A 21,260-nucleotide genomic window follows, 5' to 3' on the forward strand; every position below is an offset into this window, starting at 1 on the left:
TCCCATCCCGAACAGGACCGTGAAACAGCTCCACGCCGATGATAGTGCGGATTGCCCGTGTGAAAGTAGGTAATCGTCAGGCTCCTTATGCTGTAACGTCCAGAACCCCGGTGTCTCCGAAAGAGCGCCGGGGTTCTGGCGTTTACGCTTTAAAAATAAAAAGCAGCTCTCCAATTCATGGCGCCAGCCAGGTCCCGCGCCATTTCCCTTCTTCGAACACCAGACTGGCCCGCCTATGCCCTGCGGGATTCAGATCGAGGTAGTCAATGCTCGATACGGTCGCATCAATCAGGCAGAAGTTTTCGAATCCCGCTGACGAGTCGGGATTTTCGGCGTGCGTCGTTGCATACGCGTCGGCGGGTGACGCAACCGGTGTCGCGGGCGCAAGCGGCGTGCGATAGACGATCAATGTCCGAGGTCTGCTCGCGTCCCAGACCGCTCTCGTTTCCGAGGGCGTCTCGACGATGTTCGCAACGCCGTGCAGCCTTATCTGGATCCCGCCGTCGAGATCACAGCCGACGAGCGATATACGCGGGTCACGCCTCAATTCCGCCACCTTCGTAGAGCGCACGTCGGTATGAAACACGACTGAACGCTGCTCGCGCGAGACACGGCGCAACACGACCGTCCGCACGGCAGGCGCACCATCTAGCGCGATCGTCGCGACCTGCAGCATCGTGAAGGGCGAGCGCTGCTTTCCAGCATTGGCGCCCGCGTACAGGCGTGCCCAGACCTCGTCGACGATCTGATCCATATTTGCCGCGTCACAGAGCACGCACGATGCCGCCGTCGACACGGATGTTTTGCCCCGTGATGTAGCCCGCGGCATCCGACAACAGGAACGCGACCGTCTGTGCGATCTCCTGTGTCTTCCCGAAGCGGCCAACCGGAATGCGGGCGACGATTTCGGGCGTCTCGGGCCAGCTGTCGATAAACCCCGGCAACACGGAGTTGATTCGAATATTGTCCTTCGCGTAGCGATCGGCATAAAGGCGCGTGAACGAACTCAACGCGGCGCGCAGCGCAGAAGAAACGGGCATGGCCTGCTCAGGCGCGTCGGCGGCAAAGCTCGAAATGTTCACCACTGCGCCGCCGCCTTGCTCGAGAAACGCAGGCGTCACGCGACGCAGCACGCGAGCGACGTTGAGCACGATGAGATCGAGCCCGAGGTGCCACTGTTCGTCGGCGACAGAAAGCAGATCGCCCTTCGGTGGATGTCCCGTGTTGTTCACCACAGCGTCGATGCGGCCATACTTTGCGAGCGTTTCGCCGACGAACCGGTCGATACAGTCCGGCTCGGTTACCGAGCCCGTAAAGCCGAATCCGCCAAGCTCTTTCGCCAGTTCGGCCGCACTGCCGGAGGGCGACATCAAGGCCAGACGGTAACCGCCGGCTGCCAGTTCACGGGCGATCGCCGCGCCCATACCCTTGCCGGCTGCCGTGATGAGTGCGACTTTTTCTACTGCCATGGTGCTCCCTCCCTGAATGGAATTCAGCGCGTTAGAGCCGCGCTGCATGGGGTTTCGTTCAGAAACTCTATGGCGTTATGATTCGATTGTCGAATGATGTTTTTTATGGTCTGACAATAAAATTTCTGCTGGCTTGCCGTTGGAATACTGCTGGCTGTTCGCTGGCTTCCCACAGCCAATATACCCGTTGAAGCATTCATTGAAACCACGTCACCTGCCGCCGCTGAATGCGCTCCGCGCGTTCGACGCCTCCGCCCGGCACCTCAATTTCCGCCTCGCGTCCGAAGAACTCGGCGTCACCCAGGGCGCCGTCGCGCAGCAGGTGCGGGTGCTCGAAGAAGCCCTGAATTTGCCCCTTTTCGCGAGGGGGCCGCGAGGTCTCGCTCTCACGACCGAGGGGCAGACTTACTTTGCCGCCGTTCAACGGGCGCTCACGATCGTCGCCGACGCGACCGCGGCGCTGAACCGTCGTTCGACGTCCCTCACGATCAGCACGACGCCCTCATTCGCTTCGAAATGGCTGATACCCAGGCTGGCAGAGTTTGGAGAGCAGCACCCGGACATCGACGTCCGGATCATTGCTGATTCGGGGCTGTGCAATTTCAGGTCCGATGGCGTGGATATCGCAGTTCGGCTCGGCAAGCCACCGTTCGCGAAAGGTCTCGTCAGCGACCTGCTATTTCCGCTGCAGGTGTTCGCCGTAGCCAGCCCGCAACTGTTCAAGCCCGATTACCCCGTACGCACGATCGCGGACCTGGAAAACTATGTGCTGCTCCACGATTCTCATGATCTGTGGCCGGAGTTTTTCAACGCCCTGGGCTGCACAAACACGCTGGGCGCGCTGAAAGGGCCGCACTTCAGTCAATCGTCGCTCGCCATCGATGCCGCCATTGCGGGGCAGGGCATTGCGCTCACGAGCGAACATCTCGTCGAGCGCGATATCGCGGCCGGAAGACTGCAACGCCTGTTCGAGTTTTCGTTGCCCCTGTCGCTGGGTTATTACATTGTCCTTCCACAGACCGGTGTCCGGTCGGAGACGAGCCAGAGGCTGCGCACCTGGTTGCTCGCCCAGTTCACATCCGCATCGAAAGCGGCGCCATAAGCGCGCTGAAGCGGGCGTACGCAGTCAGCAAGTTCTGCGCCACCAGCCGCATTGCAGTGCAGCGCCTCGCCGTGAGGCAGCGCGTGCGCACGCATTCATCGTTCGATCACCTTGCCGGTGCATAATGACTGAACCGCCGATGCAGTCGATGACTATCCGCCAAGGAGTTCGTCATGCTAGCGAGGAACGAAGAATTCGTCGCCCATCTGCTCTCCGACGTCATGGAATTTGCGCGGGCGCGCTTGCCCGAGCCGACGTTCCAGATCGTCGAGCCTTTCCTGCGGCACTACTACGATTTCGCCGACGCGGAAGATCTGCGTAGCCGCAGCATCGCCGACCTCTACGGCGCCGCCATGGCGCACTGGCGAACCGCGCAGCGCTTCGTGCCGGGCAGCGAGCGCATGCAGGTCTACAACCCGATCCTCGAGCAGCACGGTTGGCATTCGGACCATACGGTCATCGAAATCGTGAACGACGACATGCCGTTTCTCGTCGACTCGGTTTCCATGGCCGTCAACCGTCTGGGGCTCGCGCTGCATTCCGCGCTGCACCCCGTATTCCGTATCTGGCGCGGCAAGGACGGGACGATCGAGCGTGTGGACGAGGGCGGCGCCAGCGCTGGCGATGGGCACTCGCAACTCGCCTCGTTCATCCACTTCGAGGTGGACCGCTGCGGCGACGCAGCAAAGCTCGACGAATTGCGCAGCGACATCGCCAAGGTGCTTGGCGACGTGCGGGCGTCGGTAGAAGACTGGCCGAACCTGCTCGAGGCCGCGCGCACCACCATCAAGACAATGAAAGCGCGCGAAACGAGCGCAGAGGACATCGAAGCGCGCGCGTTTCTCGAATGGATGGTGGCCGACCATTTCACTTTCCTCGGCCAGCGCGATTACGCGCTGGTTGCGCATGACGGCGGCTACGCCCTGCGCGGCGTGGAAGGCTCGGGCCTTGGCATTCTGCGTGAATCGCTGCGCGCGCCGGGCACACCCGACATCACGCCGTTGCCGCCCGCGGCCGTAGACATCATCAGCGGTGCGTGGCCAATTTTCCTGACGAAAGCGAACTCGCGCGCCACCGTGCACCGGCCCGGCTATCTGGACTACGTTGGGGTGAAGTTAGTCGGCGCGGATGGCAAGGTGTGCGGCGAGCGCCGCTTCGTGGGCCTCTACACCTCGACTGCCTATATGGTCTCCACCGCCGAAATCCCGATCGTGCGGCGCAAATGCGCGAATATCGTGCAGCGCGCGGGGTTCCTGCCGAAGGGGCATCTCGGCAAATCGCTGGTGACGGTGCTGGAAACCTATCCGCGCGATGAACTGCTGCAGGCGAGCGAGGACGAGCTATTCGACATCGCGCTCGGTGTGCTGCGCTTGCAGGAACACCAGCGCACGCGGTTATTCGTGCGGCGCGACCGCTTCAACCGCTTCGTTTCCTGCCTCGTGTACGTCTCGCGCGACAAGTACAACACCGATCTGCGGCGGCGGATTGCAAACCTGCTCGTGGACGCCTTCAACGGCGTTTCCGTCGAGTTCACGCCGTTGCTCTCGGAGTCGGCGATCGCGCGGATTCATTTCGTCGTGCATGCCGAACCCGGCTCGATGCCCGAAGTCGACACGCACGAACTGGAAGCGCGACTCGTGCAGGTCACACGTCGCTGGCAGGACGATCTGGCCGATGCGCTGCTCGACGCGTTCGGCGAAGAGCAGGGCACGAGTCTGTTGCATCGCTATGCCGATTCGTTTCCACCGGGCTATCGCGACGACTATCCGGCGCGCACGGCGGTACGCGACATCGAGCTGATCGAGCGCGTGCAGGGAACGCAGCGCATCGCGATGAATCTGTACCGGCCCATCGAGGCGGGGCCGCGTACGTTCCGCTTCAAGGTCTATTGCGCGGGCGAAGCGATTGCGCTCTCGCGCAGCCTGCCGATGCTGGAACATCTCGGCGTGCGCGTGGATGAAGAGCGGCCCTATGTGATCGAAGCGCCTTCTTGCGCGCCTGCGTGGGTCCACGATTTCGGCCTCGAACTCGCCGACGACGCCGAATTCGACATCGAGCGTGTGAAGGGGCTGTTCGAAGACGCATTCGAACGCGTCTGGAACGCGCGCATCGAGAACGACGATTTCAACCGGCTCGTGCTGCGCGCCTATCTGAGTGCGCGTGAAGTCACGATCCTGCGTGCTTATGCGAAGTATCTTCGCCAGGTGGGCTCGACATTCAGCGACGCCTATATCGAGCGTGCGCTAACCGGCAATCCCGCGATCGCCCGGCAGTTCGTCGAACTGTTCGTACTCCGGTTCGATCCACGCGATTCACAGGCGCGAGAAGAACGAACTGCGCTCATGCTCAAGGCCATCGAAAGCGCGCTCGACCAGGTGCCCAATCTCGACGAAGACCGTATCCTGCGGCAGTTCCTCGGCGTGATCAATGCGACGGTGCGCACGAACTATTTCCGCCGCGAAGCCAATGGCGCGGAGCGGCCCTCGCTCTCGTTCAAATTCGATCCGTCGAAAGTGCCTGGCCTGCCCGAACCCAAGCCGATGTTCGAGATCTGGGTCTACTCGCCGCGTGTGGAGGGCGTACATTTGCGCGGCGGGCGCGTCGCGCGCGGCGGCCTGCGCTGGTCGGATCGCCGCGAAGACTTCCGCACCGAAGTGCTGGGCCTTATGAAAGCCCAGATGGTGAAGAACGTCGTGATCGTGCCGGTGGGCTCGAAGGGCGGCTTCGTCGTGAAGAATCCGCCGCCGGCGAGCGACCGCGAAGCGTGGATGCGCGAGGGCGTGGCGTGCTATCAGACCTTCCTGCGCGGCTTGCTCGATCTCACCGACAATCTTGTGAACAACGCGATCGTGCCGCCGCCCGATGTCGTGCGCCACGACCCCGACGACCCCTACCTCGTCGTGGCCGCCGACAAGGGCACCGCCACATTCTCCGACTATGCGAACGCGATATCCGCCGAATACGGCTTCTGGCTCGACGATGCTTTCGCCTCGGGCGGCTCCGTGGGCTACGACCACAAGAAGATGGCGATCACGGCGCGCGGCGCGTGGGAGTCGGTCAAGCGGCATTTCCGCGAAATGGGCGTGGATACGCAGGCCACCGATTTCACCGTGGTCGGCATTGGCGACATGTCGGGCGACGTGTTCGGCAACGGCATGCTGCTCTCGCCGCATATCAAGCTCGTCGCAGCCTTCGATCACCGCCATATTTTCCTCGATCCCAATCCCGATCCGGCCGTGAGCCTCGCGGAGCGCACGCGTCTCTTCGCGCTCGAACGCTCGAGCTGGGCCGACTACGATCCGGCCACGATATCGGCGGGCGGCGGCGTGTTCGCTCGCACCATGAAGACGATCCCGCTTTCGGCCGCGGTGCGCACGGCACTCGGCATCGAAGCGGCAGCGCTTTCGCCGACCGAGTTGATTCGCGCCATCCTGCTGGCGAACGTCGATCTGCTCTATAACGGCGGCATTGGCACCTATGTGAAAGCCGCGCGCGAGACCAACGCGCAGGTCGGCGACCGCGCCAACGACGCCGTGCGCGTGAACGGCTCGGAGCTGCGCTGCAAGGTCGTGGGCGAGGGCGGCAATCTCGGCGTCACGCAGTTCGGGCGCATCGAATTCGCGCAGCACGGCGGCCACATCAACACGGATGCCATCGATAACTCGGCAGGTGTGGATTGTTCGGATCACGAAGTGAACATCAAGATCCTGCTCGGACTCGTGGTGGCCGACGGCGAGATGACGACGAAACAGCGCAACACCCTGCTCGCGGAGATGACCGACGAAGTCGGGCTGCTGGTGCTGAGCGACAACTATTACCAGACTCAGGCGCTGTCGATCGCGGGCCGCTACGCCGTGGAACTGCTCGATGCCGAATCGCGCCTCATGCGCTGGCTCGAACGCGCTGGACGTCTGAATCGCCATATCGAATTCCTGCCGACCGACGACGAAATCGCCGAACGTCAGGCCGCGAAACTCGGGCTCACGTCGCCAGAGCGCGCCGTGCTGCTCGCTTACAGCAAGATGTGGCTCTACGACGCGTTGCTCGACTCGTCCGTGCCGGAAGACCCGCTCGTCGCGGACTTGCTGATCGACTACTTCCCGCAGCCGCTGCAGCAGCGCTTTAGCGAACCCATGCATCGGCACCCGCTGCGGCGCGAAATTCTGGCGACGCATCTGACGAACGCGCTCGTGAACCGCGTGGGCTGCGCATTCGTGCACCGTTTGATGGAGGAAACCGACGCACAGCCAGGCGAAATCGTGCGCGCATGCATCATGGCGCGCGACGTGTTCGGCCTCAATGACATCTGGCGCGCCATCGACGCGCTCGACAACCGCGTGCCCGACGACGTGCAGGCGCGCATGTTCGTCGACATCGCGCGGCTGCTCGAACGCGCGGCGCTATGGTTCCTGCGGCATCTGCAAGCAGGCGCGGTGGATAACGATGGCGTGAGCACGCTGCTGGCGCGCTGCCGCGACGCCGCTCAGCGCCTCGCGCCGCAATTGCCGACGCTGCTGCCCGAAGCGGACCTCGAAGCGCTTTCGGCTCGCCAGGGAGAGCTCGTGAAGGCGGGCGTCGAAAACGCGCTCGCGCTGCGCGTGGCGAGCGGGGATATTTCGGTAGCACTGCTCGACATCGCCGATGTGGCGGCGGCATGCGACCGCCCGCTGGAGCGTGTCGCGGCGGCGTACTTCGCCTTGGGCACGCGGCTCAATTACAGCTGGATTGGCGAGCGTGCAGCGACGCTGCCTACGCCGACGCATTGGGACACCATGGCGCGCGCGGCGGCGCTCGCCGAGGTGGCGCACCTCAAGCGCGCGCTTACCACGAGCGTGCTTACGCAAGGTTCCGAAGCCGCGGACGCACAAACGCTCGTGGACGCCTGGTGCGCCCGGCACGAGGCTGCGCTGGAGCGTTATGGGCAACTGCTGACGGAGCTGCGCGCTTCGAGCGGCGTGAGTCTTTCCGTGCTGCTCGTGATCGTGAGGGCGATGGCGGCACTCGAAAGGACTTGAGGACGCGAACGATGAAGGCGGTGCAAGCGGCTCACGCGGCGGCCGCTTCGGTCACCGCCTGCGTGCTCGCCACGGCCGCCGCATGCTCGCGAATCAGGCGATAGACCGTCTCGCCGGGCACCGTCTCCGACTCGAGCAACTGGTCGGCGATCGCGCGCAGTACCGGCTCGTTCGCACGCAGCAACGCGAAGCACGCGTCGTTGAGTTCGTGCAGCAGCGTGTTCGCGTGCTCGATCGCGGTCTTCAATTGCAAGCCCGCGACCTGCTGCGGCAGCGCCGCGAGGCTGAACAGATTGCCATCCGCGTTGAAGCCGTGCTTCGACACCATGTCGAGGCTGATGCGCGAGGCCTCCTGCAAATCCTGCGCCGCGCCGCTCGACGCTTCGCTGAACATGAGCAGTTCCGCATTGCGCCCGCCCAGCAGCACCTGGATCTCGTTGCGCATTTCCGTCTCGCGATACAGGTACTTGTCCTGCATTTTCGTGATCAGCGCCACGCCCAACGCGCCGCCGCGCGGCAAGATCGTCACTTCCTCCAGCACGCCGGTGCCGAGGAGGGCGGCGACGAGGCCATGTCGCGCTTCATGGATCGCAATGCGCGTGCGTTCGTCGTCCGAAAGCGCGCGCTCCGCGCCGTTGACGTCGCCAATGCGCGCAATCTTGATCGCCTCGAGAAAATGCACCGCGGCCACTTCCTGCTTGCCGGCCTTGCGCGCGACGAGACCCGCCTGATTCACGATCATCGACAGCGTGGCCGGCGAAAGGCCCGTGGTCAGCCGCGCGAGCTGGTTGAAATCGAGGCCGTCCGCTTTCGTCTTCAGATTGCCGGCGTAGAAGCGCAGAATTTCAGCGCGATCCTCGAGGTCGGGCAGACGAACCTGCACCGTGCGGTCGAAACGGCCGGGGCGGCGCAGCGCTTCGTCGAGATTGTCCGGGTGATTGGTCGCGGCGACGATGATCACGCCTTCGTTCGACTCGAACCCGTCCATCTCCGCGAGCAACTGGTTGATGATGCGGTTGCTTTCCGCCTCGGCCGGGCCGCCGCCCGTATCGGTGCGCTTGCCGAGACCGTCCGCCTCGTCGATGAAGATGACCGTGGGCGCGTTCCTGCGCGCGAGCTCGAACAGGCGCTTGACCTTCTGGATGCCCACGCCGTAGTACTTCGCGCTGAAATAGCTGCCCGTAATGGCGATGAAGTTCGCGCCGCATTCGCCTGCAAGCGCCTGCGCGAGGCGCGTCTTGCCGACGCCCGGGCCGCCCGTCATGAGCACGCCGCATGGCGCGCGCACGCCCATGCCCGTGAACTGCGCCGGCTCGGTGAGCCACGCGCGCACGTCGGCGAGCGCGGCTTTCGCTTCGCCCGCGCCGATCACGTCGTCGAAGCGCAAAGTCGGCGATTCGCCGAGCAATTGCGCGCCGCCGCCCATTTCCCGGCGCATGAACCACAGCAGGCCGCCTAGCATCAGCACGGGGAGCAGCAGACTGAGCGCGTCACGCGAGCGGTCGAGGGCTTCTGTCCAACGCTCGGCGCCGATGCGCACATCGGCGTGCGGCAGCCAGACGAGTTGCCAGGGCGGCGTCGCGCCCGGCTTCAGATCGCCGAGCAGCAGGGCGTTCGCGAACGCGCCATTATGATCGGCCACATAATACTTTTCGCCCTTGGTCGTCGAGACGAGAATCGCTTCGCGGCTCACGCCGATTGCGGCGACATCGCGGTCGCGAATATCGCGCAGCAATTCCGAGGCATCCTTCTCGCGCTTCGTCCATGGCGATGCGTCATGCCGCATTTCGCTGGCGACGCCCGTTAGCGCAGCCGGCTGGGACTGCGCAAGATTCGCTTCATGGCGCCAGTAGAAAAAGCCGGCCGTCGCCGCGAGTGCGGCCGCGCATACACCTGACGCCACGTATCGGCCAAAGCGTGACCACCGCGAATTCCTTGCCGGTTTCATGAATGCATTCCTGCCCGGCGCCGCCGTGACGGCGCCAGATAATCTATCGTGGGACTGGAGGCGCTCGAACGTCTCGCCTTGCGTAGTCCGTGGATAATCAGGAATACGAAAACGACCCTTTTAGTCGCGCTGCTCCATTGGAATTATGCCTGCGTTGGGCGGCCCGCGAAAAAGGGGATTGGCGGATAAATACCTTTTGATCCGGTGATTTAGCATGGTTGTGTGGTTTATGGCGGGGCGCGAACAGCGATGTACGCCTGTTTGGGGTGCTTTTCCCAAGAGGGTCGGACCGTATCGCGGACAGAATCAAAGGTAGATCGGCAACCCTTCCCGTATCATCCGCATGCGCAGAAATTCGAACGTGAATTCTCGCAGGCGTGGGTTGGACTTGCGTAGCAGAACGATGGCCTGCGTGAGCGAGTGGCCGCCGCTTTCCAGTGCCTGTGCGAACCGGACGATTTCGTGACGCTGTACGAGCGCATCCGGGTTGCGGCGCAGCGCCGCCAGTGTGCGCGTCATGCCGTTTCGCGGCACAGCCGCTCTCACGATGCAGAGTATGTGAATCGCGTCGAACAGGTCTGCGTTGAGTGCGCTCATGCGGCCGGACGACGCTCTGCGCACGTTCCCCGAGTGAGCGGAGTGGCTCTTTCCTCGCTGCACGCTGATCCTTGAGCATTAACTCCGAATTTTGACGGCGCTAATTTCCGCGTAATGCGATTGTTTGAATCGCATGCGACATTGTGTCGATAAGAGAGAGTGAATAATTAATTCAAGTTAAGGGCTTCTCCCGATTCAAAGGCGGTCGACGAACAGCCGACTTACGTATTGTTCAACGGAAGGGAAGGCGCACTCACTGGCGATAACGCCTTAAAAGCGAAAGTGGGAGAAACGGTCCGGTTGTTCGTGGGTAATGGCGGTCCGAATCTGGTGTCGAGTTTCCACGTAATCGGCGAGATTTTCGATCGGGTTTGGGACGGCTCGGATAAACACTACGAGGAAAGCGTGCAGACCACGCTGGTTCCGGCTGGCGGTGCGAAGGTCGTCCAGTTCCGCACGGAGGTGCCCGGTACGTTCCTGCTCGTCGACCATTCGATCTTCCGCACCTTCAACAAGGGTGCGCTGGGCATGCTCAAGGTCGAGGGTCCAGCCGCGCCGGCGATCTATTCGTCTGCTGCAACCGCGCGATAGTGGGGTGTCGGCTGCGAAGCCGACACTGCCGCGCCGCTATTCCTGGGTTCGCTGCGCAACATGGGCTATCCGGTCCCGCACGACGCCGATTGCCTGCTTGAGCGCGTAGACATCCTGGAAATAGCGGTACGGTATGCGGATCCGGCTCGCGTTCGCGTCGATGTTCTCGATTTCTTCGCTCCATTGCGCAATCTGCGAGCGGGTCGGCTCACTGCTGCTCCACACTTCGTCTTCGAGTGCCTTGATTTCGCGGTACCAAACCACGAGCCGTTTTTTCATCCGCGCCTCGAGCAGGCGCGGCAACGCCTGAAGCAAGCCAATCAGGAGTGCCGCGAACGGCACGAGGATCAACAGCCGTCGTTCGATCACGCTCGCGAGCCAGAACGGCAGATAGCGATACAGGAATGGCTGGCCGGATTTGAAGTAGCGGACGCTTTCGTCGGAGATCGGGAATTCTTCGGTCTTCAGGTTTGGGAACGTGCCGAGCGGTGTGAAGTAATCTTCGCCGCCGTGAACGGTGTGAGCCGCGTCGAGCAGCAGATAGACGAGCGCCGGATGCAGCGTGTCTTTCGAGACCAGCAGCGCCGTTGCCGCGAGCAGCGTGACGTCGGCGCGCGGCAGGTCATCGGCGACACTCGTCGACGCGCGCGGCAAGGCGATCTTTGAAAGCGACGGGAACTTCTGAACCAGTGCGTCTGCCTGCGCGAAACTCATCAGTTTGAGGTCGCTGTTCAGCAGGGTCTTCTGCATCTCGGCGTCGGGCCTGCCGATGAAGAAAGCCGCGTCGATCCGGCCGCTTTCGAGCCCCTGGTAAGCTGCCGGGGCATCCATTTGCAGCAGCGTGGAGTTCTGGCTCGTGATGCCGCTGTAGCTGAGCAATACCTGCGCGACGTTGAGCAGGCCACTGCCGGGCACGCCCGTCGAAATCTTCTTGCCGCGGAGTTGCGACAGCCGGTCGACCGTCGTGTCGCCGCGATAGAACACCCACATCGGTTCGTACGACACGGCAGCGATTGTCTGCAGACCGTCGGTCTCCTTCGGGCTGGTGGTCCCCGACTGGATGAAACCGACTTCGTAGGCGCTGTTCGGGTCTCTCAACCGCTCATAATTCTCCACCGCGCCGGAAGAACTGCGGATATCGAGCTTGATGCCCGCGCGCTTCAGGATGGGCGCATAGCGATCCGCAAAGCCGCGATAGATGCCATTGTCCGCGCCGCTGGTCATGACGATGGTGCGCTGGAACGCGGGTGCGACCACGATCCCCACCACCCAGCCAAACGCAGCCAACAGAATGACTACGCCGACGATCAGGAAGCGCCGGTTCGCCCTGGTCATGGGGGCTTTCTGGCTGCGATGCAGTGCCGGGTTGTGTCGGGGCATCGTTATGTACGCCTCCAGGATGTAACGCAGCAGGGATCGCGGTGCGTCGTGATGCGCATGTGATCGCTATGCTGAGCATACTGCCGTTGCCGCTCGTGGTGAGTATGCCACGGCGAGGGAATCCACCGTCGCATCGAGGACGCACCGTTCGCTGGCAGGTTTGCCGGCGTACCGTCCTGTCTAGTGATGGGTAATCGCAGATCAAAGCTATATGTCGTAGTGCAAATTAATATTCGACTCGACCATAAGGCAGGAAGGGCCACGCCAACGGGCGATGCATCCGCGAAACGTCTTCCCGATTCAGCTATACAAAAAAACATATGGAAGATATGAATTTGTCATTTTACTTGACATACCTCCATGGCGTTTAATGGGCTCCGTCACATCGACCCATAGAGCCACGGCGCCACGCCAAAAGCTCAAAAAGACAGGAGACAACGATGTCAGCAACAACGCTGCGCACGCGGCAACTGGCGCTTGCGGACGCACCGCACGCCGGCCGTTCCGCCAGACTCGCGCAGTCCCCGAATCGTCGCCCTGACCGTCGGCACGTTGTTGCGCACGTACGCCACGCCGCACGCTGCCCAGCGCGATAAACCGGCGCGCGTCCCAAGACCTTTCAGCGCTGCGCGTCGCGCACAGCCTGGCAAGGCCCCCAATCCCCGAACGACCCCGACGCGGCGCGCATCCGGCGCGCACCGCGCGGGATGGGCATGCGCGCCGACAGGCGGCGCCAGGCCTCGACGTACCACCCCAGCCAGCTCGCAACGTAGTGCCCGAAGCGGTACGCATGACGCGCAACCGCAAACTGAGGAGACAACCATGGCAATCTCACGCACCGTCGACGTGACGGCCTTCATCGACCGGCGTCGCGTCTCGCGGTTTCAGACGCTGATCGTCACGCTATGCTTCCTGATCGTCGCCATTGACGGCTTCGACACCGCCGCGATCGGCTTCATCGCACCCGTGCTGCATTTGCAGTGGCAACTGCAGCCCGCGCAGCTCGCGCCGTTGTTCGGTGCGGGGCTGGCAGGGCTGATGGTCGGTGCGCTCGTGTTCGGCCCGTTTGGCGACAGGGTGGGGCGCAAACGGTTATTGCTCGTTTGCGTGGGCGCATTCGGGTTGGCGAGTCTGGTTTCGGCGTTTGCGCCGTCGATCGGCGTGCTGATCGCGCTGCGCTTTCTGACCGGTCTGGGCCTTGGCGGCGCCATGCCGAACGCGATCACGCTCACGTCGGAATTCTGTCCGTCGGCGCGCCGCTCGTTTCTCGTCACGACGATGTTCTGCGGCTTTACGATCGGCTCCGCGCTCGGCGGATTCGCAGCCGCGGCGCTCATCGAGCATTACGGCTGGCGCTCGGTGCTGTTCGTGGGCGGCATCGTACCGATCGCACTCGTGCCGATCCTCGCGTGGCGGCTGCCGGAATCGGTGCGCTATCTCGCAAGCCGCGGCGAGCATCGAGAGCGCATCGAACGCACGCTTGCGCGCATCGCCCCCGATGCCGACCTCGCAGGCGCGACGTTCACGATGTCCAGCGCGAAAGCGGGCGGTTCGCCCGTGGGTCACCTGTGCCGTCCAGAACTGCTGCGCGGCACGCTGCTCATGTGGCTGGCCTTCTTCATGAGCCTGCTCGTGATCTACCTGCTGTCGAGCTGGCTGCCAACGCTGCTGCGCACGACCGGCGCCTCGCTGCGCACAGCGGCGCTCGTCACGGCGATGTTCCAGGTCGGCGGCACGCTCGGTGCGATCGTGCTCGGCTGGCTCATGGACCGACTCAACCCCTGCTATGTGCTCGGTGCGAGCTACGCGGCGGCCGGCGTGTTCACGGCCGCCATCGGCTCGCTCACGGCGACGCCCTGGCTCGCGGCGATTGCGGTCTTCCTCGCCGGTTTTTGCGTATCGGGCTCGCAGGTCGGCGCCAATGCGTTCTCCGCGGCGTTCTATCCGACCGATTGCCGCGCAACCGGCGTGAGCTGGGCCAACGGTATTGGCCGGCTTGGCTCGGTGGTCGGCTCTGTCGCGGGCGGCGCGATGCTCTCGATGGGGCTGACGTTGCCTTCGGCCTTCGTGATCGTCGGCGTGCCTGCGGTCGTTGCGGGCATCGCGATGACGGCACTCGGACGCTGGCGCACGCAGCCTTCCCCGGCGCCGCAAGACGAATTGCTGCTGAGCGGGGATTGAACGCGGCGCACGCGCCGCAGGAAGTAACACAAATAAAACGACGAACGCACGAGCGACGTCGATACGACTGGAGATCGTTCAATGAAAAAGATCATCGCCGCGACCTGCGCGGCGTCATTCGGCATGGCCGCGAGCAGTGTGGCCCATGCCCAGGGCAGTGTGACGCTCTACGGCATCCTCGATACCGGCATCGAATATGTGACGCATGCAAATCGCGCGGGCGACAGCCTCGTGCGCATGCCCGGCATCACGGGCGAGATGCCATCGCGCTGGGGCCTGCGCGGCACCGAACCGCTCGGTGGTGGCCTGTCCACGGTATTCGTGCTCGAAAGCGGCTTCAACGTGCGCGGCGGCGACAGCGGGCAGGGCGGGCGTCTCTTCGGGCGCCAGGCGTGGGTCGGCCTCGAAGGACCATTCGGCGTGCTGAGCTTCGGGCGTCAGTACACGATGACGTTCTGGGCGCTGCAGGATTCGGATCTGCTCGGGCCGGACATCTACGGCGGCACCGGGACATTCGACAACTACGTGCCCAACGCTCGCAGCGACAACACTGTCGCCTGGAAGGGCAAATGGCACGGCGTAACGGCGGGGGCGACGTGGTCGTTCGGCCGCGACGCCGCCGGCACCGGCAACTCGCCCGGACAGGGCACCTGTGCAGGGCAGATACCGGGCGACTCGCGGGCTTGCCGTCAGTGGTCGGCGATGCTGCGCTACGACGCGCCTGCGGGCTTCGGCGTCGCCGCCGCGTACGACCAGCAGCGCGGCGGCCCAGGCGCAGCGGCGAACTTCTTCGACGGCGTGACGCCAATACCGCTCACGAACTCGGGCGATACCGACTCGCGCATCCAGCTGAACGGCTATGCCCAGCTCGGGCCAGTGAAGGTGGGCGGCGGCTGGCTGGGGCGTCGTGTCGACACCGCAGCCGCGACGGTGCCTAACGTGCAATCAAACCTCTACTACATGACGGCATCGTGGTACGCGACGCCGGCGTGGCTGATCGACGGCGGGGTCTATCGCATGATCAACAGCGACCAGAACGCGCGCGGCACGCTCGTCACGCTGCGCAGCACCTACCTGCTTTCGAAGCGCTCGGCGGTCTATTTGCAGGGCGGCTACCTCGCCAACAGCGCACATGCGGCCTACACGATAAGCCAGGGCGGCGCAGGCGCGTCGCCGGGGGCGGGCATGTCGCAGCTTGGTGTGATGGCCGGTATCCGGCAGATGTTCTGACGCCCCGCCGCGCAGGCGGCTCGCGAGCCGGTTATTTTGCCCGCGCCGGCACCGACTTCAGATCAACGTTAATCACCGGGAGCGACGCGCACTTTCGCGGCGATGGTGCGAAGGCCGGCTCAATGGCCAGACGACGCAGGGAGTGGCCCCCTCCAGACCCGCGAATGGAGTGCGGCCGCGCAGCGCGCTGTCTGGCATGACAACGCGATCCGCATCTACCGGATCGATACGCGCTGAAATTCTCCGCGAGCCGCCTGAACGGGCACCCCTTAACCGATCAGTCGCCGCTGTCGCTTGAAGCGTCGATCGCGTTCAACAAATGACGCAGTGCATGGCCTGCAGCGACGGACTCTTCCGGATCGAGCATCGCCGTCAGCGCGTTCAGCCGGCCGACCCGCTCGTCCAGTGCACGATCGATGCACGCCAGGCCTTCTTCCGTCAGTTCCACTTCCAGCCGCCGGCGGTCATTGGGATCGGGCAGACGGCGCACCAGGCCCTTGTCCTCCAGCCGGTCCAGCAGCACGGTCATCGTGCCCGTCGTGAGGATGGCGATGCGGCTCAGATCCGACGGCGATGCCGTTTGGGGGTAGCGCCGACGCAGCGCCGCCAGCACCTGGAACTGGCCCGATGTGATGCCGTGCGCCTGGGAAAGCTTGATCAACTCTCGCTCCAGCACGCCGCCCAGACGGATCACTCTGATCAGCATATCGGCGTGTTGCAGATCCAGGTCGGGGCGCGCCGTACGCCATTCGGCGAGAAATTGGTCCACATAGTCAAGGGTAGTCATGCGCCAATTTTACTTGGCTCCAAATAACTTCGCAATTGATTGCTTGACATCAAGATACTCGACAACTAGCATTCGCTCATGGTCTGACCGGGGACAACAACCGGCTGACATCAGAAAGACAATGAAATGGGCGAGACAACATGGCTTCCGATTTTTCACGCGGTTTTCCGACACGACTGGGCGATAGCGCCGCAAGCGCTGGCGGCTCGGTTCGAGCGGCCTTCGACGCAACGTCGGACCGCTATCCGGCGCGTCCTTTTCTCCATATTCCCGCGCAAGCAACGGCGGGGTACGGCGGGCAGCCTGTGGACTGGCAATACGGCGAGGCAGCCGTTCGTGTGAAGGCGCTGGAGGCCGATTTCCGCGAAGCTGGTCTGACGTACGGTCATCGCGTTGCCTTGATGCTCGATAACCGCGCCGAGTTCTTCCTGTGCTGGCTGGCGCTCAACGGCATCGGAGTGTCGATCGTGCCGCTCAACGCGGAGCACAGCGCAACTGAGATGGCGCATGTGCTGCGTGACAGTGCGGCCGTGATGGTGGTCACGCTGGAAGGACGAAAGGCGGCGCTGGAGCCCGCGCTGAACCTCGCACTGGCCGGCACCGACGGGGCGTTGCCGCCAGTTTGGTGCCTTGGCGACGCCGCGCCCCAGGTGCCGGTGCCGCCCGGCACATTCGCAGCCAGCGAGGACGAGTGTGCATTGGTCTATACCTCGGGCAGCACGGGTTTGCCGAAGGGCTGCATGCTGTCGAATGCCTACATGCTGGCTTTCGGCCGCTGGTACCTGTCGCTCGGCGGCCTGTGCGCAATCGAGCCCGGTGCCGAACGCCTGATCACGCCGTTGCCGCTGGTGCATATGAACGCGCTCGCCTGCTCGTCGATGGCCATGATCCTGAGCGGCGGTTGCATCGTTCAGCTGGACCGTTTCCACCCGGGCACCTGGGGGCAGACCGTCGCCGAGAGCGGGGCCACCATCGTGCACTACCTGGGCGTGATGCCGGCCATCCTGCTGCAATTCCCGCCCCAGCCCGGCGACCGCGCGCACGCCGTGAAGTTCGGCTTTGGCGCCGGCGTGCATCCCAAACACCAGGCGGCGTTCGAGGAACGCTTCGGCTTTCCGCTGGTGGAGTCATGGTCGATGACCGAAGTCGGAGCGGGAGCAGCGGTGGCGGCCAATGACGAGCCGCGCCATGCCGGCAGCCGTTGCTTCGGCCGACCGGCGGGGCACATGGAATACCGGATCGTCGACGACGCGGGTGTTGACGTGCCGCCCGGCAGCTCCGGCGAACTGTGGGTGCGCGCCGCCGGTCCGGACGCGCGGGCGGGATTCTTCTCCGGGTACGCCAACCAGCCAGAGTTGACCGAAGCCGCATGGGCGGACGGGTACTTCCACACCGGGGACATCGTGCGCGCGGCTAGCGACGGCGCCCTGCATTTCGTCGACCGCAAGAAGAGCATCATTCGGCGCAGCGGCGAGAACATCGCCTCGCTCGAAGTCGAGGCCGTGCTCAACCAGTTGCCCGTTGTGCGCAACGTCGGCGTGGGACCCGTCGAAGACGAGACGCGGGGCGAGGAGGTCATGGCGTGCGTCGAGCTTGCCGCCGGCCACGCGCCTTCGCACGAGGTGGCGCTGCAAATATTCGAGGCTGCGGCCCAGCGGCTCGCTTACTACAAGCTCCCGGGCTACATCGCGTTCGTGTCCGCGCTTCCGCTGACTGCTTCCCAGAAGCTGCAGCGCGGGGTGCTGCGCGAAATCATGGGCCACCTGGCCGGCGAGGGCGCTGCCTTCGACCTGCGCGCCCTGAAGAAACGCTCCGCCGCGCATCCGACGGGCAACGCCTGAGTGGCCGCCGGAGACTCCTATGGCAATCCAATCCGAAGACGCGCAGGCCGTGCTCGCGGTGCCAGTCACGACAGGCTACGCGCGCTACAGCACCGAGGCGGCAGACTGGTATGTCGCGCAATGTCTGCGTGAGCTGCTGGCTGGCGCCGGCTTGTCGAAAGACAGTATCGATGGCCTCGCCGTCTCCAGCTTCACGCTGGCACCCGACCCTGTGGCCAGCCTGTCGCGCTCGCTGGGGCTGTCGTTGCGTTGGCTGGAATCGGTGCCTTTCGGCGGCGCCAGCGGCGTCATCGCGCTGCGCCGCGCGGCACGCGCGGTGGAGGCTGGCGACGCGGAGGTCGTGGCCTGCATAGGCGCCGACGCCAACCCACGCGGTGGTTTTGCCGGGCTGGCCAGTCGCTTCTCGCGGGCGGCCATCGACGCGGTGTATCCCTACGGAGCGGCGGGTCCGAACATGCCGTTCGCACACCTGACCCAGCGCTATATGGACGCTACCGGCGCCACGCGGGTCGACTTCGGCCGCCTTTGCGTGTCGCAGCGCGCCAATGCCAGCGCCGTCGCGCATGCGCTGTTGCGCGATCCCATCTCGCTCGAGGCGTACCTCGAAGCCCGGCCAATCGCCGAGCCGCTCCACAAGCTGGATGTCGTGATGCCGTGCGCGGGTGCGGAGGGTTTTCTGGTGATGCCGCGGCGGCGGGCCCTCCGTCTCGGCGTGCCGTACGCGCGTATCCGGTCGGTGGTCGAGCGCCACAACGCCTATGCCGACGATGAAGCCATCTTGCGAGGCGGCTGGGCCCAGGAGTGCAGCCGCTTATACCGCGAGGCCGGCGTCGGCTGCGGGGACATCGATGTGCTGGCCACCTACGACGACTACCCCGCGGTAGTGTTCCTGCAACTCGAAGGTCTCGGTTTTTGCCCGCCTCGCGCCGCTGCCGCTTTTATTCAGTCACACGATCTGAGTTTCGGCGGCGACTTTCCGCACAACACAAGCGGCGGCCAGCTCGGCTGCGGACAGGCCGGTGCAGCCGGCGGCTATTTGGGGCTGGTGGAAGTCTTGCGGCAGGTCACTGCGCAGGCCGGCGCCAATCAGGTACGCGCTGCCCGCATCGGGCTCGCCAGCGGCTACGGCATGGCCGTGTACGACCGCTGCCTCGCGACCGGTGCGGCGATCATCGAGGGAGTCACGCCATGAGCCACGATGCTTCTTTTGCGCAATGCCGCTCGCTTGCCTGGCACCGCATGGCGGAATCCACGCCGTTGGGCGGCCTCGCACTGCCATGCTGCGCGCAGTGCGGCCACCAGTTCTATCCGCCGCAACGCTATTGCCCGCGCTGCCTGCATGGACACATCGACTACGTGGCGGACAGCGGCGCGGCCGTGGTGCTGTCGGTGACGCGCCTGCACCACACGCTGGAGCCTGCCTTCGTCAGTTTGCTGCCTTTACATGTGGCGGCCGTTCGCACGGATTCCGATGTCACGCTCTTCGCGCTGGCGGACGACATGCTGGCCCCGGGTACCCGCGTGAGGGTCAGCCTGAGCCGTGACGGATCGGCGCCCGCTGATGTGCTGCGCGTCCGCGCGCTGCCATTGCCTGAACACGGAGGTGCGGCATGAGCCAGTTCCATCATGAAACCCAGCGTTTCGCGGGACGTACGGCCGTCGTGACCGGAGGCAACGCGGGCATCGGACTGGCCGTCAGCGAGGCGCTGCTCGCGCAAGGCGCGCGCGTGATTGCCGCGGGGCTCGAGCCGTCCGCCAGCGCGCATCCGTGTCTCGTCTCCTGCGTCGTGGACCTGACGACGCCCGATGGCATCCGCACGCTGGCGACGCTCGCCCAGACGGAGCGGGCCGACATCCTCGTCAACAACGCCGGCGTGGTGCGCAACACCCTGCTGGAAGACGTGGACGATGTCGAGTTCGACCTGATGATGACGCTGCACGCGCGCTGCGCCATGAAGCTGGCGCAGGCCTGCCTGCCGCACATGAAGGCGCAGCGCTTCGGCCGCATCGTCAACCTGGCGTCGCGCGCCATCGTGGGTCTGGCCGGACGCACCGCCTATGGCGCGAGCAAGGCCGCGCTGGCCGCGATGACCCGCACCTGGGCACTGGAATCCGGCCCGTCTGGCATCACGGTCAATACGGTGTCGCCGGGGCCCATCGTCACCGGCATGCTGACCCGCGACATCCCGGAGCATGGCGAACGCGCGCGCGCCCTGGCCGCTTCTCTGCCTCTCCAGCGCCTCGGCCGCCCGGACGACGTAGCACGCGCGGTCCTCTTCTTTGCCGATCCCGCAAACGGCTGGATCACGGGGCAGAACCTCTTCGTCTGTGGCGGGGGGAGCCTGGCCGCTTCTCTGGCGCTCTGAAGCCTCTTAACCGCACTTCAACCAAACCACCAGAAACAAACCGGAGACAACATCGTGAACCCGTCGAGTTCTATCTCGTCCATCCCCCCGCTGGAAGAAGTACTCCTAAATAGTGAAGACATGCCGTGGCGCCCCAAATCCCTGCCGGGTCTCTACGAAAAGATGCTGTGGCGCGACGACGCCACTGGCGCTTCCATCGCACTGATCCGGTTCGAGAAGGGCGTGTCGATTCCCGTGCCGCACTCGCATGCATCGAACCAGTTCATGTTCTGCCTGCAGGGGCGCTACGAATACACGGCCACGAATGTGGTGTTGATGCCGGGCAGCTTCTACTGGAATCCAAAGGGTCACGTCCACGGCCCGACACTCGCGCACGAAGACACCATCGTGGTGGAGATCTACGACGGTCCGCACTATCCGCAGCAGCCGAGCTGGTACACGGATGAGCGCGATGCCCACTGACCGCGATAGTGCCGCCACGCCCGGCATCCCCACGCCCTCAAGCCATTGCGAGACCGATCCGCAGGACCTGTGCGCGGCGGTCGGCGCGATCTTCGAGCGTTTCGGCGTAGCTGCTGCCGATGCCGCGTACGTTGCCGAGTCGCTGGTCGATGCCGATATGGAAGGCGTCCGTGCGCCGGTCAAAACCGGCAAGGTGTTGTGAATGAAAGAGTCATACGTTGAAGGCCTAGCCAGCCACGACGGCCTCGAGTCATGCGTGTACGTCCGTAAGGGCGTAGGCGAAGCGTTGGC

The 21,260-nt window shown here is 64.3% G+C and carries 16 protein-coding genes and 1 pseudogene; 11 read left to right on the plus strand and 6 right to left on the minus strand.

Annotated features, from left to right (window positions below):
* Nucleotides 1-175 precede the first annotated feature (175 nt).
* Nucleotides 176-754, minus strand: coding sequence for a pyridoxamine 5'-phosphate oxidase family protein (locus AB4Y44_RS40875; RefSeq protein WP_368702668.1), 579 nt, complete (start codon nucleotides 752-754; stop codon nucleotides 176-178).
* Nucleotides 755-764: 10 nt separating this feature from the next.
* Nucleotides 765-1,469: an SDR family oxidoreductase gene (locus AB4Y44_RS40880; protein WP_342923705.1), complete on the minus strand. Its 705-nt coding sequence runs from the start codon at nucleotides 1,467-1,469 to the stop codon at nucleotides 765-767.
* 187 nt (nucleotides 1,470-1,656) lie between these two features.
* Here AB4Y44_RS40880 and gcvA point away from each other — a divergent pair, with 187 nt between their 5' ends.
* Together gcvA and AB4Y44_RS40890 are read left to right on the plus strand one after the other, a co-directional pair.
* The gene (gcvA, locus tag AB4Y44_RS40885) at nucleotides 1,657-2,571 is read left to right on the plus strand and encodes a transcriptional regulator GcvA (protein WP_368702669.1); all 915 of its coding nucleotides are present in this window, start codon (nucleotides 1,657-1,659) and stop codon (nucleotides 2,569-2,571) included.
* A gap of 173 nt (nucleotides 2,572-2,744) precedes the next feature.
* On the plus strand, nucleotides 2,745-7,586 hold the full coding sequence (locus AB4Y44_RS40890; protein ID WP_368702670.1) for an NAD-glutamate dehydrogenase: 4,842 nt from the start codon (nucleotides 2,745-2,747) through the stop codon (nucleotides 7,584-7,586).
* 31 nt (nucleotides 7,587-7,617) lie between these two features.
* Here the strand turns inward: AB4Y44_RS40890 and AB4Y44_RS40895 are convergent, their stop codons facing one another.
* Together AB4Y44_RS40895 and AB4Y44_RS40900 are read right to left on the minus strand one after the other, a co-directional pair.
* Nucleotides 7,618-9,534: an AAA family ATPase gene (locus tag AB4Y44_RS40895; RefSeq protein WP_368702671.1), complete on the minus strand. Its 1,917-nt coding sequence runs from the start codon at nucleotides 9,532-9,534 to the stop codon at nucleotides 7,618-7,620.
* Nucleotides 9,535-9,840: 306 nt separating this feature from the next.
* Nucleotides 9,841-10,131 carry a hypothetical protein gene (locus AB4Y44_RS40900; RefSeq protein WP_368702672.1) on the minus strand — a complete coding sequence of 97 codons (291 nt, stop codon included), beginning with the start codon at nucleotides 10,129-10,131 and terminating at the stop codon, nucleotides 9,841-9,843.
* 198 nt (nucleotides 10,132-10,329) lie between these two features.
* On the opposite strand from AB4Y44_RS40900, the pseudogene AB4Y44_RS40905 reads away from it, so the two are divergent.
* Nucleotides 10,330-10,701 (plus strand): annotated as a pseudogene (locus AB4Y44_RS40905) (nitrite reductase, copper-containing); the annotation flags it as partial.
* Between the two features lie 57 nt (nucleotides 10,702-10,758).
* Here AB4Y44_RS40905 and AB4Y44_RS40910 read toward each other — a convergent pair.
* Nucleotides 10,759-12,057: a TAXI family TRAP transporter solute-binding subunit gene (locus tag AB4Y44_RS40910; protein ID WP_368702673.1), complete on the minus strand. Its 1,299-nt coding sequence runs from the start codon at nucleotides 12,055-12,057 to the stop codon at nucleotides 10,759-10,761.
* 867 nt (nucleotides 12,058-12,924) lie between these two features.
* Here AB4Y44_RS40910 and AB4Y44_RS40915 point away from each other — a divergent pair.
* Nucleotides 12,925-14,283, plus strand: coding sequence for an MFS transporter (locus AB4Y44_RS40915; RefSeq protein ID WP_368702674.1), 1,359 nt, complete (start codon nucleotides 12,925-12,927; stop codon nucleotides 14,281-14,283).
* 81 nt (nucleotides 14,284-14,364) lie between these two features.
* The gene (locus AB4Y44_RS40920; RefSeq protein WP_342923712.1) at nucleotides 14,365-15,513 is read left to right on the plus strand and encodes a porin; all 1,149 of its coding nucleotides are present in this window, start codon (nucleotides 14,365-14,367) and stop codon (nucleotides 15,511-15,513) included.
* Nucleotides 15,514-15,790: 277 nt separating this feature from the next.
* Here AB4Y44_RS40920 and AB4Y44_RS40925 read toward each other — a convergent pair whose 3' ends face one another.
* Nucleotides 15,791-16,300 carry a MarR family transcriptional regulator gene (locus tag AB4Y44_RS40925; RefSeq protein ID WP_342923713.1) on the minus strand — a complete coding sequence of 170 codons (510 nt, stop codon included), beginning with the start codon at nucleotides 16,298-16,300 and terminating at the stop codon, nucleotides 15,791-15,793.
* A gap of 140 nt (nucleotides 16,301-16,440) precedes the next feature.
* Between AB4Y44_RS40925 and AB4Y44_RS40930 the strand changes: the two genes are divergently transcribed.
* The 6 genes from AB4Y44_RS40930 to AB4Y44_RS40955 are packed head-to-tail and all read left to right on the plus strand — an operon-like array spanning nucleotide 16,441 to nucleotide 21,171.
* A complete protein-coding gene (locus AB4Y44_RS40930) occupies nucleotides 16,441-18,141 on the plus strand; it encodes an AMP-binding protein (protein ID WP_342923714.1) in 1,701 nt (566 codons plus the stop codon).
* Nucleotides 18,142-18,160: 19 nt separating this feature from the next.
* Nucleotides 18,161-19,333: a thiolase family protein gene (locus AB4Y44_RS40935; protein WP_368702675.1), complete on the plus strand. Its 1,173-nt coding sequence runs from the start codon at nucleotides 18,161-18,163 to the stop codon at nucleotides 19,331-19,333.
* Nucleotides 19,330-19,755, plus strand: coding sequence for a zinc ribbon domain-containing protein (locus tag AB4Y44_RS40940; protein ID WP_342923716.1), 426 nt, complete (start codon nucleotides 19,330-19,332; stop codon nucleotides 19,753-19,755). Before AB4Y44_RS40935 ends, AB4Y44_RS40940 begins: the two co-directional genes overlap by 4 nt.
* Nucleotides 19,752-20,507 carry an SDR family NAD(P)-dependent oxidoreductase gene (locus AB4Y44_RS40945; RefSeq protein WP_368702676.1) on the plus strand — a complete coding sequence of 252 codons (756 nt, stop codon included), beginning with the start codon at nucleotides 19,752-19,754 and terminating at the stop codon, nucleotides 20,505-20,507. Before AB4Y44_RS40940 ends, AB4Y44_RS40945 begins: the two co-directional genes overlap by 4 nt.
* 54 nt (nucleotides 20,508-20,561) lie before the next feature.
* On the plus strand, nucleotides 20,562-20,969 hold the full coding sequence (locus AB4Y44_RS40950) for a cupin domain-containing protein (protein ID WP_368702677.1): 408 nt from the start codon (nucleotides 20,562-20,564) through the stop codon (nucleotides 20,967-20,969).
* Nucleotides 20,959-21,171, plus strand: a complete 213-nt coding sequence (locus AB4Y44_RS40955; RefSeq protein WP_368702678.1) for a hypothetical protein — start codon at nucleotides 20,959-20,961, stop codon at nucleotides 21,169-21,171. Before AB4Y44_RS40950 ends, AB4Y44_RS40955 begins: the two co-directional genes overlap by 11 nt.
* Nucleotides 21,172-21,260 lie beyond the last annotated feature (89 nt).

The sequence above is a fragment of the Paraburkholderia sp. BR10937 genome (assembly GCF_040965695.1).
Classification (GTDB): Bacteria; Pseudomonadota; Gammaproteobacteria; order Burkholderiales; family Burkholderiaceae; genus Paraburkholderia.